The organism is Flavobacterium sp., assembly GCF_004295795.1.
Classification (GTDB): domain Bacteria; phylum Bacteroidota; class Bacteroidia; order Flavobacteriales; family Flavobacteriaceae; genus Flavobacterium.
In genome coordinates this window covers 470,568-485,664 of the sequence record NZ_SEBR01000004.1, presented here as the reverse complement: position 1 = coordinate 485,664, position 15,097 = coordinate 470,568, and the positions used below count along the sequence as shown (strand labels likewise).

The window sequence follows — 15,097 nt, the reverse complement described above, 5'->3', positions numbered from 1 at the left end:
CTGAACTTCCTTAACTATCTCAATGGTTTAAAAATTTCCCGCGAAGGATTTCCAGTTCAGCGAAAGATGAAGCATCTTAATGTTCTTAATGTTCTTAATGTCCTTAATGGTTCAAAAAATGAAGGTCTGTCGATTTCTGTAAATCTGACAATCTGTAAATCCGTAAACCTGATATTTTACCAATTAAAAATACTTCGCAAAAAAATAAACCATTAAGGGCATTAAGTTCATTAAGCGTTGCGTTTTTGGCCCGATTATACAAACCGAAGCATTTTCATTTTAATGTTCTTAATGTCCTTAATTGTTCAAAAAATTAGCGTCTTATCGATTTACGACAATCCGACAATCTGACAAGCTGAAATTCATCAATCAAAAATACTTCGCAAAAAATTAAACCATTAAGGGCATTAAGTTCATTAAGCGTTGCGTTCGGAGTCCGGTTATATGAAGCTATTTAATCTGCTCAAATTTTTGAGCCGCGAATTGACAAATTTTTTCTTGTAATCGGCCAGTTTGCGTTACTCGGGTCGCAGGAAAAAGTATTTTGCCACGAATGCACGAATGATTTGGCCGATGATTTTTTTCCAACGGATACACAGGTTAAACGATTGCGCGGGTTTCTACGTCGTTTCCGGATTCACCACATGACCGAAACGCGCCACCAGCTAAACTTCCTTAACTATCTCAATGGTTTAAAAATTTTCCACGAAGAATTTCCGGTTCAGCGAAAAGCAAAGCGTCTTAATGTTCTTAATGTTCTTAATGTCCTTAATGGTTCAAAAAATTAGCATCTTATCGATCTCTGAAAATCCGAAAATCAAATATACTTCCCAAAAATGGTAGAAGCGGTATGTCCACCAAAACCAAAAGTATTGTTGACGACATAATTCAAATCGGCTCTGACGGCGTGATTGCGCACGATATCGACATCGAAATCAATCGCCGTATCAAGGGTTTCCAGATTGATGGTCGGCGGAACGATGCCGTGTTTGATCGACAGGATCGAAATCACGCTCTCGATCGCACCGGCCGCGCCGAGCAAATGTCCGGTCATCGATTTTGTGGCGGTGACCAAAACCCTGTGATCCCCAAAAACCGACTTGATCGCATTCAGTTCGCTCAAATCGCCTTGTGGCGTCGAGGTCGCGTGAGCGTTAACGCTGTCGATCTGTCCAGGTTTGAGGTTGGCGTCTTTCAAGGCTTTGAGAATCCCGAGTTTCGCGCCGTGGCCGTCAGCTGGCGTTCCCGTCAAATGGTAGGCGTCGGCGGCCATTCCACCACCGACGATCTCGGCATAGATTTTCGCGCCTCGGGCCAAGGCATGGTCCAGTTCTTCGAGAATCAACGCGCCCGCGCCTTCGCCGGCCACGAACCCGTCTCGGTCTTTGTCGAATGGACGGGAAGCTTCTTGTGGTGCGTCGTTGCGTTTGGACAAAGCTTGCGATGCGCTGAATCCGCCAAGCGAGGATTCGGTTATCGCGGCTTCCGATCCGCCTGCGATCATGACATCGGCTTTTCCCATCCGGATCGTGTCGAAAGCGTTGATGATGGCCGTGTTCGACGAAGCGCAGGCCGAAACTGTCGCATAGTTAGGGCCAAACAGTTTATGTCGGATGGAAATCACGCCCGCGGCAATGTCCACGATCATCTTCGGAATAAAAAACGGGCTGAACCGAGGCGTTCCGTCACCCGAATGGAATTCCTTGAGTTGTTGCTCGAACGTGGTGATTCCGCCGTTGCCCGATGCCCAAATGACTCCGACTTCGGCTCTTTGTTCGTCCGAAAAAGTCGAAAAATCGAGCCCGGAATCCAAAATCGCCTCGTCCGAAGCCGCGACCGCGTATTGCGTAAAAAGGTCGTATTTCCTGATTTCCTTGCGTTCGAAATAGTTTTCGGCATTGAAATCCTTGACTTCGTGGGCAAATTTCGTCTTGAATTTCGAAGTGTCGAATTTGGTGATTTCCGATGCGCCGCTTTTTCCGGCCACGATGTTTTTCCAGAATTCCCCAACCGAATTTCCTAGCGGCGTAATCGCGCCAAGTCCCGTAATCACTACTCTTTTCATCTTTGTTCGGTTTTAAGTAAGTTGGTGTAGCCTTTGGCCAGCAAGCACGTTCTGTCGGAATTCCAGATTTCGCATTGCGCATTCACGATCGTTTTGCCTTTTTTGTTTACCGATGTTTCAGCGATGATTTTCTCTCCGGCTTTGGCATTGGCGAAGTAATCCACGTTCAAATTGATCGACACGTAAAAAAATGGTTCTTCAAACTCGATCAGTGTCGCACCGATAGCATCGTCAATGATTGCAGCGGTGACGCCGCCGTGAAGCGTTCCGAAAGGATTCGTCATCTCGGGGCGCACTTCGTATTCGAAGACCAGATGGCCTTGCTCGACCTTGCGCAGCGTCGGCTTTAGCCAATTCATGAAAGCCGATGGTGAAGTCGACATCTCGCGCCCGACGTGGTCTGATAGAAATTTAAAAGCTCCCGGTTTCATATCAGCTGTTCAATGCGGCGAGCGCTTGTTGGGGCGATTGCAGGAAAAGTTGGTACAGATCGGCGGTCATTCCGGGATGGATTTCGTAAACATCGTCGGCAAAACCATCCAAAAGACTTTGGGCGACGGCTTGCGGTTCCATGCCATTTTCACCTCCGATTTCTTTCGAGAATTCCGTGTTGACCAAAGGCGGCATGAGCTCGAAAACCTTGGTATCATTGCCGTTTCTTTCGAGTGTGAGGCGCAAAGCCTGCGAATAGGAGTGAAGTGCGGCCTTGCTCGCGGCATAGGTTGGAAGCGTGATTCCGGGAACGAGTGCGACGATGGACGAGACATTCGCGATCGCTGCCGAACCGTTTTTGGAAAGCGTCGGAAGCAATTTTTCCGTCAGGCGGACAATCGATAGATAATTGGTCTGGATCTCGTCTGACGCTTTTTCGAACGCGTTGGCATTTTCGTCCGTAAGCTTGTAATATCGCGCGTTTCCGGCGTTGTTTACCAAGATGTTCAGCTTTGGAAATTTGTCTTTTACGGTGTCGGCAATTCTTTCGACGTCTTTTGGATTGGTCACATCGGCTTGGATGAAATCGACGTTTTGAAGTTTGGAAACCGCTTGTTCCAGCCGTTCTCTACTGCGACCCGTGATGATGACTTTGTTGCCGTTCTCGCTGAGGATTTTGGCGAGTTCAAACCCGATTCCCGAACCTCCGCCGGTAATCAAGACTGTGTTCTGTGAAGTTTTCATGTGTGTGATTTTAGATTATACCGATTGGTATATTTTGTTGAAAAAAAAATTAGAGCGTGTTTATGAAATCCCTCAAATTCGAGGTGATCATTTTCAGATGGGCTTCGTCCTGTGTGAGTTTTCCGATCATCGCCAATCCTTCGACGGTCGCCAGGATGAAGAAAGCCGCCGCTTCCGGATTGGTTTCGGCTTTGAATTCGCCCGCGTTTTTTCCGTTTTCGATCACGTCGGCAATTGACGATTTCCAACTCAGGAACGCTTTTTTGGTCACTGCTTTCAACTTGGGATGCGTGTCGTCGCTTTCTACCGACGTATTCAAAACAGGACAACCGCCGGCCAGGAATCGATCGGTAAAGAAATTGTCGTAAACGTTCGGGTAAACCATCAATTTCTCGCGATAGCTTTGCTTTTTGTCCATTTCCGACTGCAACAGCGCGCTCATTTTACCCAGATTGTACTTGAAAGCCTCGATCGCGACTTCGTCCTTGTTCTCGAAATTCCCGTAAATGCTGCCTTTCGTCAAACCCGTCGCATTGGTCAAATCCTGCAAAGATGTTCCCGCGTAACCCAGGCTGTTGAAGATCGGGGCGCTTTTTTCGATAATGAACTGGCGCGTGATTTCGGCTTTTTTCATGGGGATTTGAGTATTGAGTATTGAGTATTGAGATTTGAGTTTTGGGTTTTGAGTTTTAAGTTATGGGTTTTGAGTCTTAGGTTTGGGGATTTGGGATTTGATTTTTATAGCCCAAATTTATACCAATCGGTATATTTTATCCCAAAATTCCTATTGTTTTTTTCTATGAGAGGATTTTCAGGGTTGGTTGTGTCGGTAAATCCTGTCAATTCCGACAAAAGAGCAAACGATGCCGGACAGGACGACAAGCGAACGCACCCAATTCATCGAACTCCATTCCGAGGCAAGTCTTTTGAGCGTTTCGGTATCGGCGAGCTTTTCGGAGTTGAACATGATGTCGTTTCTTGGATGGAAGTAAATGAAGGTGAAAATGTCCGCAGCCAAGTACAGCGCGAAGGCCAATCCCAGATACAATCGCACCTTAGCCGATTTTTTCCAGTACAGAATCAGCGAAAGCAAAGCGAAAACCTGGGTCAGAGGTGAAAATATCTTGAAAAAATCTCCGGGATTTACGGTCTTGAAGTATGCTCTCGTCGCAATGACGCTGTTCGGGATGTCGCTTTCTACGGCGACCGCGTTCACCAATGAATTGTAGACGTTCACGAACAGGATTCCGCTGGCGAATGACACCGAGGCCAAAACGATCACTTTTCTCATAAATCCTATTTTTGGATGGGATTTAAAGATAGGATTTTTTGGATAAGTGTCTGAAAATATATGGCTTAATTGCCATGACAAATATATCCGACTTCAACTATTCGCCACGACGCAATCCGAGTAAGGTATATTTTCGAAGATTGATATTCGTGCATTCGTGGCCAATTGCAGTAAGCCACGAATTCACGAATCACTCTTGCCAAACGCATCGTTTCGCGGCAAAACTTTTATTCGAGCTCCACACAATCAAAACCGCGGCGGTTCAAAATGCCGATCACGATCACCGAAACCGGCATTTCACTGTCTACCCTAAGGATTTTGTCGCAGTCCTCGAGGTCGAAATTCCATTGTTTTACAAATTTTAACCGATTCAGATACGGCCGCAACGAGAGCGCTTTTCTCTCGCTTGTCACAGAAGTGCGAAAAACAGAAATGATGCTCGATTTCATACTATTTTTTTTTGGATGGAAGATTGTAGGAAAGCCCGAAAGACAAGTAACCAGTAGGTTTTTGGCTTGCGGACAGAATATAATCGTTGGTATTTTTTCCCCTTTCCGAAACACGCATGTTGAACATATTGGCCATTCCTGTCTTGGCGTAAGCGACGAATCCCGGATAGATGCAATGCTCGTAAGTAAGGCCAGACCGAAGTTCAAGCTGTCGGAAGTCGTAAACGTCGGCGTAATTCGGGTTGTTCGCATACATGTAGAATCCGTCGCCCGACAATTCGGTTCCGATAGAAATCCGTGCGTTGGAAAAAACCGGTCGCTTGAACAAAAGGCGTTGCGGCAAAATCAAGTCGAGCGACCATTCCGAATTCCGGAAACGGTGATCGACAGTAAAAACCGGAGCGGCCGGAACAGGCGACGCCGGATCGATCAGAACCACCAAACCAAGCCCGATCACGGTTCTTTCGGTGCGTTTCAAAAGCAACGTCGCGCCAATCGTTCCCTTGATTCGCTCGACGTCTTTGTGCGATCCATCGACGGTCAAACCTGCAATGTACACGATGGGTTTTTTGAATAAAGTCGCGTAATACATGCCGCCCAAAGTCGCGCCAATGTAGTGGTATTGGCCATTTTCCGAGAAAGGTCCGACGGCAGTCGAAAGCAATTCGGGATTTTTGATGTTGAAACTTTCGAATCGGTAATCGACATTGGCCGTCAAATTCCAGCGCTGTTTTTGGACAAGCGTTAAATTGGTCACGAATTTCCACTGCTGGTGATCGGTAATCCGGCCTTTGACGTAAGGTTTGTCATCCAATTCGGAATCGAAATCCGAAGGCGCATAAGCCCGATATTGCAGATCGAATGTACGCGTGCGTGGAAATTTGTCGGCAATCAGCTTGCGGACGCTGTCCTGGACTTTCTGCAACTTGTCCTGCGACTGCTTCTGCTCCTGCTCCTGCTCCTGCAACTGTTTCTGCTCCTGACCCTGAGCGGTGACGACAAGACACAGCGAGCCCACAAGCATTGTAAAACGCTTTTTCATAGATTGGTTTTTTAGGTTTAAAGAAGCGTAGTGTTGTTGCCCAGATATAGGTTTAGGAATTCTTTTCTATAGACTTCGCCAAGCGGGATTTCGACCGTGCCGATGTTCAGGCTGTGGTTGTCGAAAGCCGTGATATGTTTGGTGTTGACGAGATACGATTTGCTCACGCGCACGAATTTTTTTGCCGGAAGCAACTTCGAGATCGTGCGCAGGTTCATGGCCGTAATGAGTTTTCCGGAAGCGCAATGCACGACCACGTAATCTTTGAGGCCTTCGATGAACTGGATGTCGTCGAAAGCGATCTTGTGGAATTTCCTATCGGATTTTACGAGGATGAAGTCTTCGGATGCGCTCTCGACCGTGGTGCGCGACTCCTTTTCCCCGAGCAGTTCGTGATAGATCTTGGCCTTTCGGACGGCTTTCTCGAGACGTTCTTTCAAGATCGGCTTCACGATGTAGTCAACGGCTTCGACCTCGTAACTTTCGAGTGCGTATTGCGAAAATGCGGTCGTAAAGATCACGAGTGTGTCCGATGGGATCGTCGCTGCAAACTCCAATCCGTTGGTGCCCGGCATCTGAATATCCAAAAAAATAAGATCGACGGCATTGTCCTTGATGAAATCGGAAGCTTTTTTGGCGCCCGAGAAACTTCCCACGACCGAAAGCCCGCCAATTTCGCCCAGCAAAAGCAACATGCCTTCGCGCGCCAGCGGTTCGTCGTCAACGATGATGCAGTTCATATCGGCAAAATTAGGGTTAGGTCGTATTTGACAGGCGATTCGGAAATGTTCATTTCGTAGGTGTTGGAATACAAAAGCTCAAGACGTCTTTTGGCATTCGGCAGTCCGAGTCCGCCGCGGTTCTTTTCGCGTTTTTCGGTCGGTTTGGAATTCGTGCATCGGAACAGCAGTTTTTCATCCGATATCTCGAAAACGACTTCCACGTGCGTCGGGTTTTCGGAATCGGCGCTGTGTTTGATCGCGTTTTCGACAAAACTGATGAACAGGTTCGGCGGCAACATCAGATTGGTCAATTTGTCTGATTTGTGACTTTTATCGGCAACTTCGAGCGAAAAAGTAAAGTCGTCCCGACGCATTTTCTCGAGTTCGAGCAAGTCTTTTAGGAACTCAATTTCGGGCAGTAACAAAACCGATTGCGCATTGTTTTCATAAAGTTGGTACCGAAGAAAATCGGACAATTTGTGCACGGTCGCAATGGCCTGATCCGGATTTTTGCGAACCAAGACATTAACGTTATTCAACATATTGAACAGAAAATGCGGATTGACCTGATTGCGCAATTCGCGAAGTTCCAACTGAAGCGAATTGGTCTCGAGTTCGCTGATTCTCATATTGTCGATTGCCCAACGCTGGAACAATTTGATCGAAGTCGTCGAGAAAACCATCAGGACGATCATGTTTACGGCCACGAAATATTGGTGCATCATACTTTTGAATCCGTTTTCGTGCCCGCTTCTCGTAAAGACATAGCCGTCGAGGTAAGCGTCCGAGATGTAGGCCAACGAAAAATAGCCGCCGGAAATTATGGCAAGCAAGACCAAGAGGTACGCCAGATATTTTTCCTTGTAAAGCAATCTCGGAATCAACACATACATATTGAGGTAGAACATCGAAAGGAAATAAATGTTCCAGATGATCGATTTTTCCAAGGCGTACGGAAGTTCGATCTCGCGCGAATATCCGTTTCCGATAAAAACGATCCCAACGTAGATCCAAACCAAGGCGTGTCGCCAGAAACGAAAGCGCTTTTCGACCACGAAATCGATGAATCGGTTTTGGGAACAGGCTTTCTTGAATTTGTGCATGGATCGTGGTTGATGTCGCGAAATAACGACAATCGCCAAAGGTAAGGCGCGATTTTATACCAAACCCCGAATTTTTTCTACCAAACCCTCACAAGTAGCGTAACCAGGATTTGGCGTGTGCCGATTTGTATCGGGCGTACCACTTGACCGGAAAGTACAAGAGCGCGACGATTCCAATCCAGATCAAGTAAACCCAAGTGAGCGAAACGCCAGATTTTACCTGCATCGGATGTCCGAACCGCATGCCCGAGAAATCCATTTGGTCAAACGAAAAGCCTTGCGCCAAAAGCAAGATCACCAACGAAACGTGAATTGTGTACCAATGGATCAAATAGTAGAACATTGGGACTTTTCCGTAGGTTTTGAAGATTTCGGTCACTTTCGATTTTGTCTTTTCGGACAACCAAAGCAGCAAAAACATTACGCCTAAAGTGAGCAGACAGAACAAAAGCGTCGGCGGATACTTGGTCACGTTGAGGAATGACATTGCCGTAAAAACCAGATCTTTTTGCATCGACCAAGGCGAAATGTCACCGATGTTGAAATACCGCAATGTGACGAACAACGCCAGACAAGCGCTGCCAAAACCCAAAAGCAGGCTTTCGTATTTCCTTTTCAGGAAGAGATTTCCGAAGCCGAATCCCAGGAACAAGATTGCCGTCCAGGACAGAATCGGGTAGGCGTAGACGATCGCGCGTGTTCCAATCGGGATAAAATTCGGGAAGAACAGCAACGAGACCGATGTTTTGAGAGCGCCGTCGGTTACGGGCAAAATTGGTAGAATGGTTTGGATCAGAAGCAAAACAAGACCAATGATTCCGATGGTTTTTGGGGAAAGTTTTAAACAAAGTCCAAGCAAAATAAACCCAAAACCGATCGCGGCAATGACCTGAAACAAAAAGGTGTGGAAGCCGATATCGAACCAAATCCCGAAAGTGACGACGGTAAACTCGAGCAAAATCAGCCAAAGCCCTCGTTTCAAAAGAAAACTTTGGTTGGCGCGAACGTCGCCCGATTTCCGAAGCGACAAAAAAGCCGAAGTCCCGGCCAAAAACACGAACGTGGGCGCACAAAAATGCGTGATGAAACGCGTGAAGAAGATTGCCGGTGTCGTTGTGTTGAGATCGGTCGGATTCGCACCGATGGGAAAATGGAACAAATCGCGAACGTGGTCCAAGGCCATGACGATCATGACAATACCGCGTACGATGTCGATGCTTTCTATGCGCTTCATAAACAGTGATTTGGCCTAAATTTAAGCAACTCAATCGATTTCAGCCAAATTCCGATTAACTTTAAGCCGCAACTGCAAACACAAAAGCCATGAACAGACGACTTTTTCTCAAGCGCACGGGCCAATTCGGGCTTGCGACCCAATTTTCCCACCTTATTCTACCGCACATTTTCGGGGAAACCGACGAATGGTTCGACGCGAATCCAAAACCGTTCTTCAAACTTTCACTCGCCCAATGGTCGCTGCACCAAGCTTTCCAAAGCAAAGTGTTGCCCGCTCTCGAATTCGCCAAAGTCGCCAAGGAATTCGGGTTTGAAGGCCTCGAGTATGTGAGTTCGTTCTATTTGCCCGAAAAAGGACGCGAATCCGAACTCAAAGCCACCGTAAAAGAACTCAAAAAGAGAAGTTCCGATTTTGGGATGACGAACGTGTTGATCATGGTGGACGAAGGCGAAATCTCGACTGCCGACGAAGCCGTGCGAAAAACCGCGGTCGAGGCGCATTACAAGTGGATCGATGCCGCTGCCGAACTCGGTTGCCATTCGATACGCGTGAACGTATTTGGAGGCGAGACCGAAAAAACACCGGAAATCTGGATGGAAAAATCGGCCGAAAGCTTACGGAAACTTTGCGAGGTCGCGGCCAAATCGAAACTCAACGTGATCGTGGAAAACCACCAACTGCTTAGCGCCGACGCCGAAAAGGTCGCCAAGATCATGAAGATGGTCAACCTCAAAAATGTGGGAACACTTCCCGATTTCGGCAATTTCTGCCTTAAAAGAGAAGGCGGGGCGAGGTTCGAAGGCAAGTGCATCGAGGAATACGACCGTTACAAAGGCATGCAGGAATTGTTGCCGTTCGCAAAGGGCGTGAGTGCGAAGTCTTACGATTTCAACGCTTCGGGAGACGAAACGACAATCGATTACAAGCGCATGTTGCAGCTCGTGAAAGCGTCGGGTTATAAGGGGTTTATTGGGGTTGAATATGAAGGCACGCGTTTGAGTGAGGTAGATGGTTTGATGGCTACTAAGGCGCTTTTGCTGAAATATGGAGGATAGTTCGGTTGCAGAAGCAGAAGCAGAAGCAGAAGCAGAAGCAGAAGCAGAAGCAGAAGCAGAAGCAGAAGCAGAAGCAGAAGCAGAAGCAGGAGCAGTTGCAGAAGCAGAAGCAGTTGCAGAGCAGAAGCAGAAGCAGAAGCAGTTGCAGAGCAGAAGCAGAATCAGTTGCAGACGAAAAAATTGCAGAAGTATCAGACTTACTGCGGATAAATTTCCGGTGAAGTTTTCTTGTTTTGTGAATCGATCACATGTTCTGCCACTTTTTTCGGTTTCGTAAGTCTGCTACTGCTACTGCCACTGCAACTGCTACTGCCACTGCCACTGCCACTGCCACTGCAACTTTTGCACTCAACAACTCCCTGACCAATTAAACTCATCATTTCAAAGCGAAAAATCAAAAACCTTATCCGTAATTTCGTAAAACAATCTAAACAGATCAATCAACTATGACAACAAAAGCAAAAGGTTACGCGGCACAAACCGCCGAAACACCGCTCGCGCCTTGGGAATTCGAGAGACGCGACCTAAAACCGCACGACGTGCAATTCGACATTCTGTTCTGCGGCGTATGCCATTCTGATCTTCACCAGGCAAGAGGCGAGTGGGGCGGCGAAATTTTCCCGATGGTTCCGGGACACGAAATCGTAGGAAAAGTAGTGGCCGTAGGGAGCGAAGTCACCAAATTCAAAGTTGGCGATCTGGCCGGAACTGGCTGTTTAGTCGATTCCTGCCGCACTTGCGAAAACTGCGAAAAAGGCCTTGAGCAATATTGCGAAAACGTCGCCTCCCAAACCTACAACGGACTGGAGCAAGACAAGAAAACACCAACGTACGGCGGCTATTCGAACACGATCGTAGTCCACGAAGACTTTACGCTCAGGATATCGGAAAAACTGGATCTTGCTGCGACAGCGCCACTTCTGTGCGCGGGAATCACGACCTATTCGCCACTTCGCCACTGGAAAATAGGCAAAGGCGACAAAGTAGCGATCGTCGGTCTTGGCGGATTGGGTCACATGGGAGTCAAGTTCGCGGCAGCTTTCGGAGCCGAAGTGACTGTTTTGAGCACATCGGCAGACAAGGAAGCCGACGCCAAAAAACTCGGAGCCCACAAATTCGTCGTGACCAAAGACGCCGAGCAAATGAAATCGGTACGCGGCTATTTCAACTTCATACTCGATACGGTTTCTGCTCCGCATGACCTCAACGCATATTTGGGATTGCTTAAAACCGACGGCGTCCTTTGCGTGGTCGGAGTGCCGCCAAACGCGCAACCGGTGCACCATTTCAGTGTGATCGGAGGAAGAAAGTCACTGGCCGGATCGGGAATCGGAGGCTTGCCCGAAACTCAGGAAATGCTCGATTTTTGTGCCGAACACAACATCGTGTCCGAGATCGAGATGATCGACATCAAGGACATCGAAAACGCTTACGAGCGTATGACAAAAGCCGATGTCCGTTATCGTTTCGTGATCGATATGGCAACGTTGTAATCTCGAAATTCCATCGCGATGGCTATCGGGACCAGATTCCATTGGGAATCCAAAAAGCTCGGCTGTAACCTTTCGGTTTTGCCTCGAGCCTAAAAAAACAAAGAGTAAAAACTCCGGACTGAATGTTCGGAGTTTTTTGTTTGTAGACGATTCCTAATGTCAAGAGGTTTTGTTTTTGTTCATTTTGCGCCAACTAAGCAAAGCTTTGTGAAAGTTCCATGCTCAGTTTTAAAATTTGGTCCCGATAGCTATCGGGATGGAATTTCAAAAAAAAAACCGTCGATTAAGCGTCAACGGTTTAAAGTGCATTTAACTCAATTCCTATCTATGGCTTAAAGAATTGTGTCTCGCCAATTTCGGGCGGGCAATAAAGTGGAGTTGTTGTTCCGGATATGGGATCCGGTGGTATTTTGCTGTCGCGTTTTTTGATTGATTGCTGAGACTAATTTACATCAGGAGTTTGTGGTTCGATCGCCAAAACTAGCATTCGCGCAAATCGGTCGAGAATTCGCACGGAATTTCCCAAAAAGAAGAAAGCCGTCACGAAGACGGCTTTCAAAAACACCCAAACTTAAGTAACCTAACTTACTTATCGATTACGATGAAGTCGGAGCGGCGGTTGGCGAGGTGTTCGGCCTCGGTGCACTTGACCCCGTTCTTGCATCGGTTCGTTAGACGGCTCTCGCCGTATCCGATAGCACTCTCGATGCGACTGGCATCGATTCCTTTGGATATGATATAGTCTCTGGTAGATTTGGCGCGGTTGTCAGACAATTTGAGGTTGTAGGCATCTTTTCCTCTCGAGTCCGTGTGCGACTCGATCTTGATTTTGAGATGCGGGAATTTGGTCATCGCGAACACGACTTTGTCCAGCTCGACTTCGGCCAGTGGCGTGATCGCCCATTTGTCGTATTCGAAATAGATCGGGTTGACCGTAATTTTCTCGACATTGCCTTTTTTGGTGATCAGATCGTCATAGTTCGTGAGTTCGAAATTCACGTCCTTGGTCTGGTTGCCGTTCTTTTTGCCGATTTCGAGCTGTCGTTCCTCACGGCTGTGATTGGCCTTCGTCGCTGCAATCTTGTAGGTTTTCCCGCAAGGAACCGTTACGACATAATCGCCGTTTGCGTCGGTCGTGGCCGATGTGATTGGCGTGTCCATCAAGTCCGTGACGGAAACGGTCGCTTGTCCGATAGGCAATTTCGACTTGGCATTCGTGACTTTACCCGACACCAATTCGTCGCAAGGCGGCTGCACTTTCGTGAAGTAGTAGATGTCGTCGTCGCCTTTGCCCATTTCGCGGTTCGAGGAGAAGTATCCGAATTTATCCGTCGGATCGACGATGTAGGCGAAATCGTCCTTGTTGGAGTTCATCGGAGCGCCAAGGTTGCGAGGCTCGGAGAATTTCCAGTCGCCCGACATTTTCGATTCGTAGATGTCGAGTCCGCCCCATCCGAAATGTCCGTCAGAAGCGAAATACAGAGTGTTGTTGTTGAAAGACGGAAACATTTCCTCTCCGGGCGTGTTGATCATCGGACCCAGATTTTTGGCCGGACCGACCGTTCCCGCCGCATCGATCTCGGCTACGTAAATGTCGCTTCCGCCTTGTCCGCCGGGCATATCCGAAGCGAAGAACAACCATTTTCCGTCCGGACTCACTGAAGGATGTCCGGTAGAGTAGGCGTCGTTGTTGAACTGCATGTTCTCGAGCTTGCCCAATTTGCCGTCTTCCGAAAGCGATCCGCGGACGATCTTGAACTGGTTCGTGCCCGTCTTATCGTTCACGAGTTTTTTGTTGTTCTTGAGGATGTTCCTCGTATAATAAACCGTTTTCAGGTCAGGACTGAACGAAGCCGCAGCATCGTGATAGCGCGACATCGCATCCGAAAGGAAAGGCTGCACGTTTATGAGCGTCCCGTCGTTCACGTTTCTTTCGGCCACATAAAGATCGAGAAACGGCTGTTGGTTCCAATTGTACAGTTTTTGGTTGTACTTGGTCGTGTCCTTGGCCGATGCGTAGACGATTTTCTGTCCGTAGAATGCCGTCCCGAAATCAGATTTCGACGAATTCACGTCCAAAATCTTGATCGTGTAAAGCGGTTTTTCCTTCGAAAGGCTGTCCATCTGCTTTTTTTGGATGCCGTATTTGCTCATCAGCGCATTGTCGCCTTTGGACGAAAGGTAGTCCTTGGTCACTTTATCGGCCTTGGCATAATCGAGAGAAGCTTTTATCGACTCGGAATACTTGATGAAATAATCCTGTGGCAACGTGCTTCCCTGGATGTCATACAACATTTGGTAGTACTTGAGCGCTTCGCGTTTCTGACCGATGTTGTAATGCGAATCGCCGGCCATCTTGAGGATATCGGCACCCGGATTTTCCTTTTCGGCAAGCGCCTCGTCATACAACTTGGCCGCTTCAGAGAACGAATATTGCTTGTAAAGCCTTTCGGCGCGTTTTAGTTTCGACTGTGCCGATGCCATCGCGACCACGAGACACAGCATCATAATAAATAGCTTTTTCATGTTCGGGATGTTTTAGAAGAATCTTGGCGATTTGATCTGGGTCGTTTTCTTGTTCATCTGGAAGCGCAGCATGATCTCGTGCGTGCCTCTGTTGTACTTGTTGAGCTCGCTCGTCGTGAAATCGTAGGCATAGCCGATGAAGAAATCACGCGAGATCTGGAATCCGGCAAGGGCCGAAACCGAATCGTCGAAGCGATAAGCCGCGCCAAGCACGAACTTTTCCATAAACATGAAATTGGCCGAAACATCGAATTCTACCGGAGCTCCGGTCACGGCACGCGCCAGGACGGCGGGTTTGAACTTGAGCTGGTCAGAAAGATCGAATACGTAGCCACCGATGAGATAAAAGTGGAGGCGGTTGGGATCGACCTCTTCGGCTATGTCATCGTAATAGTCGCTTTTGATAAAACTGGGAACCGAAGCGCCTACATACCATTTTTCCCCGTACAGGTAAGCACCGGCACCAATCTGCGGAATGAACTTGTTGTCGATGTTCTGGTTCAGCAGTACATCGGCCTCGTCGTAAAAACGTCCTTTGGTCCAGTCGATGTTGAGTATTCTCGCCCCGGCTTTGAGTCCGAAGGCGAGTTTTGTGCTGTAACTCAAATCGATGGTGTAAGAAAAGTTCGCATCGAGGTAAATGTCGCGTGACGGCCCGAGTTTGTCCTGGACGGCCGAGAATCCGAGACCTAGTTTCTCATTCGAAAGCGGGCTGTGGATCGTGAACGATTGGGTTTCGGGCGCGCCCTCGATTCCCACCCATTGCGAGCGGTGAATCAGGACGGCTTCCAGACTTCCCGTAGATCCGGTATATCCGGAGTTTATTACAAGCGGATTGTACATGTATTGCGTATAACCCGGATCCTGTTGGGCATTTCCCTTAATGGCTAACATCAGGAAAAATGCCACACTGATTGTATATATGTTGAATCTCATGT

At 47.9% G+C, this 15,097-nt stretch carries 15 protein-coding genes; 3 read left to right on the top strand and 12 right to left on the bottom strand.

The features are described from left to right. Nucleotides 1-817 precede the first annotated feature (817 nt). From fabF to EOO49_RS05510, 10 genes are all read right to left on the bottom strand, one after another. Nucleotides 818-2,065, bottom strand: a complete 1,248-nt coding sequence (gene fabF, locus EOO49_RS05555; RefSeq protein WP_290843551.1) for a beta-ketoacyl-ACP synthase II — start codon at nt 2,063-2,065, stop codon at nt 818-820. Then, nucleotides 2,062-2,496, bottom strand: a complete 435-nt coding sequence (locus EOO49_RS05550; RefSeq protein ID WP_290843549.1) for a PaaI family thioesterase — start codon at nt 2,494-2,496, stop codon at nt 2,062-2,064. Before EOO49_RS05550 ends, fabF begins: the two co-directional genes overlap by 4 nt. A gap of 1 nt (nt 2,497) precedes the next feature. After that, nucleotides 2,498-3,241: an SDR family NAD(P)-dependent oxidoreductase gene (locus EOO49_RS05545; RefSeq protein WP_290843547.1), complete on the bottom strand. Its 744-nt coding sequence runs from the start codon at nt 3,239-3,241 to the stop codon at nt 2,498-2,500. A 49-nt stretch (nt 3,242-3,290) separates the two neighbouring features. Next, a complete protein-coding gene (locus EOO49_RS05540; protein ID WP_290843545.1) occupies nt 3,291-3,875 on the bottom strand; it encodes a TetR/AcrR family transcriptional regulator in 585 nt (194 codons plus the stop codon). A gap of 177 nt (nt 3,876-4,052) precedes the next feature. After that, nucleotides 4,053-4,532, bottom strand: a complete 480-nt coding sequence (locus EOO49_RS05535; RefSeq protein WP_290843544.1) for a DUF1772 domain-containing protein — start codon at nt 4,530-4,532, stop codon at nt 4,053-4,055. Between the two features lie 227 nt (nt 4,533-4,759). Next, nucleotides 4,760-4,981, bottom strand: coding sequence for a hypothetical protein (locus tag EOO49_RS05530; RefSeq protein WP_290843542.1), 222 nt, complete (start codon nt 4,979-4,981; stop codon nt 4,760-4,762). Between the two features lies 1 nt (nt 4,982). Next, on the bottom strand, nt 4,983-6,023 hold the full coding sequence (locus tag EOO49_RS05525; RefSeq protein ID WP_290843540.1) for a hypothetical protein: 1,041 nt from the start codon (nt 6,021-6,023) through the stop codon (nt 4,983-4,985). A 17-nt stretch (nt 6,024-6,040) separates the two neighbouring features. After that, nucleotides 6,041-6,763 carry a LytTR family DNA-binding domain-containing protein gene (locus EOO49_RS05520; protein ID WP_290843538.1) on the bottom strand — a complete coding sequence of 241 codons (723 nt, stop codon included), beginning with the start codon at nt 6,761-6,763 and terminating at the stop codon, nt 6,041-6,043. Next, nucleotides 6,760-7,848: a histidine kinase gene (locus EOO49_RS05515; protein ID WP_290843536.1), complete on the bottom strand. Its 1,089-nt coding sequence runs from the start codon at nt 7,846-7,848 to the stop codon at nt 6,760-6,762. Before EOO49_RS05515 ends, EOO49_RS05520 begins: the two co-directional genes overlap by 4 nt. Before the next feature lie 88 nt (nt 7,849-7,936). After that, a complete protein-coding gene (locus EOO49_RS05510; RefSeq protein ID WP_290843534.1) occupies nt 7,937-9,082 on the bottom strand; it encodes a heparan-alpha-glucosaminide N-acetyltransferase domain-containing protein in 1,146 nt (381 codons plus the stop codon). Nucleotides 9,083-9,171: 89 nt separating this feature from the next. On the opposite strand from EOO49_RS05510, the gene EOO49_RS05505 reads away from it, so the two are divergent. The 3 genes from EOO49_RS05505 to EOO49_RS05495 all read left to right on the top strand — a co-directional run bounded on the left by EOO49_RS05505 (nt 9,172) and on the right by EOO49_RS05495 (nt 11,633). Continuing rightward, a complete protein-coding gene (locus EOO49_RS05505; protein ID WP_290843532.1) occupies nt 9,172-10,140 on the top strand; it encodes a sugar phosphate isomerase/epimerase in 969 nt (322 codons plus the stop codon). Further along, on the top strand, nt 10,130-10,417 hold the full coding sequence (locus EOO49_RS05500; RefSeq protein ID WP_290843530.1) for a hypothetical protein: 288 nt from the start codon (nt 10,130-10,132) through the stop codon (nt 10,415-10,417). The genes EOO49_RS05505 and EOO49_RS05500 overlap by 11 nt, the downstream gene beginning before the upstream one ends. A 169-nt stretch (nt 10,418-10,586) precedes the next feature. Then, a complete protein-coding gene (locus EOO49_RS05495; RefSeq protein ID WP_290843528.1) occupies nt 10,587-11,633 on the top strand; it encodes an NAD(P)-dependent alcohol dehydrogenase in 1,047 nt (348 codons plus the stop codon). Nucleotides 11,634-12,218: 585 nt separating this feature from the next. On the opposite strand, the gene EOO49_RS05490 is transcribed toward EOO49_RS05495, so the two are convergent. Continuing rightward, on the bottom strand, nt 12,219-14,159 hold the full coding sequence (locus EOO49_RS05490) for an OmpA family protein (protein WP_290843526.1): 1,941 nt from the start codon (nt 14,157-14,159) through the stop codon (nt 12,219-12,221). Nucleotides 14,160-14,171: 12 nt separating this feature from the next. After that, nucleotides 14,172-15,095, bottom strand: coding sequence for a type IX secretion system membrane protein PorP/SprF (locus EOO49_RS05485; protein WP_290843524.1), 924 nt, complete (start codon nt 15,093-15,095; stop codon nt 14,172-14,174). Nucleotides 15,096-15,097: the final 2 nt, after the last annotated feature.

Bases quoted from the DNA above. Each gene is read 5' to 3' on its own strand.
- EOO49_RS05485 (WP_290843524.1), bottom strand. From the start codon at position 15,095: ATGAGATTCAACATATATACAATCAGTGTGGCATTTTTCCTGATGTTA.
- EOO49_RS05490 (WP_290843526.1), bottom strand. From the start codon at position 14,159: ATGAAAAAGCTATTTATTATGATGCTGTGTCTCGTGGTCGCGATGGCA.
- fabF (WP_290843551.1), bottom strand. From the start codon at position 2,065: ATGAAAAGAGTAGTGATTACGGGACTTGGCGCGATTACGCCGCTAGGA.
- EOO49_RS05530 (WP_290843542.1), bottom strand. From the start codon at position 4,981: ATGAAATCGAGCATCATTTCTGTTTTTCGCACTTCTGTGACAAGCGAG.
- EOO49_RS05525 (WP_290843540.1), bottom strand. From the start codon at position 6,023: ATGAAAAAGCGTTTTACAATGCTTGTGGGCTCGCTGTGTCTTGTCGTC.
- EOO49_RS05520 (WP_290843538.1), bottom strand. From the start codon at position 6,763: ATGAACTGCATCATCGTTGACGACGAACCGCTGGCGCGCGAAGGCATG.
- EOO49_RS05505 (WP_290843532.1), top strand. From the start codon at position 9,172: ATGAACAGACGACTTTTTCTCAAGCGCACGGGCCAATTCGGGCTTGCG.
- EOO49_RS05500 (WP_290843530.1), top strand. From the start codon at position 10,130: ATGGAGGATAGTTCGGTTGCAGAAGCAGAAGCAGAAGCAGAAGCAGAA.
- EOO49_RS05510 (WP_290843534.1), bottom strand. From the start codon at position 9,082: ATGAAGCGCATAGAAAGCATCGACATCGTACGCGGTATTGTCATGATC.
- EOO49_RS05515 (WP_290843536.1), bottom strand. From the start codon at position 7,848: ATGCACAAATTCAAGAAAGCCTGTTCCCAAAACCGATTCATCGATTTC.
- EOO49_RS05540 (WP_290843545.1), bottom strand. From the start codon at position 3,875: ATGAAAAAAGCCGAAATCACGCGCCAGTTCATTATCGAAAAAAGCGCC.
- EOO49_RS05545 (WP_290843547.1), bottom strand. From the start codon at position 3,241: ATGAAAACTTCACAGAACACAGTCTTGATTACCGGCGGAGGTTCGGGA.
- EOO49_RS05535 (WP_290843544.1), bottom strand. From the start codon at position 4,532: ATGAGAAAAGTGATCGTTTTGGCCTCGGTGTCATTCGCCAGCGGAATC.
- EOO49_RS05495 (WP_290843528.1), top strand. From the start codon at position 10,587: ATGACAACAAAAGCAAAAGGTTACGCGGCACAAACCGCCGAAACACCG.
- EOO49_RS05550 (WP_290843549.1), bottom strand. From the start codon at position 2,496: ATGAAACCGGGAGCTTTTAAATTTCTATCAGACCACGTCGGGCGCGAG.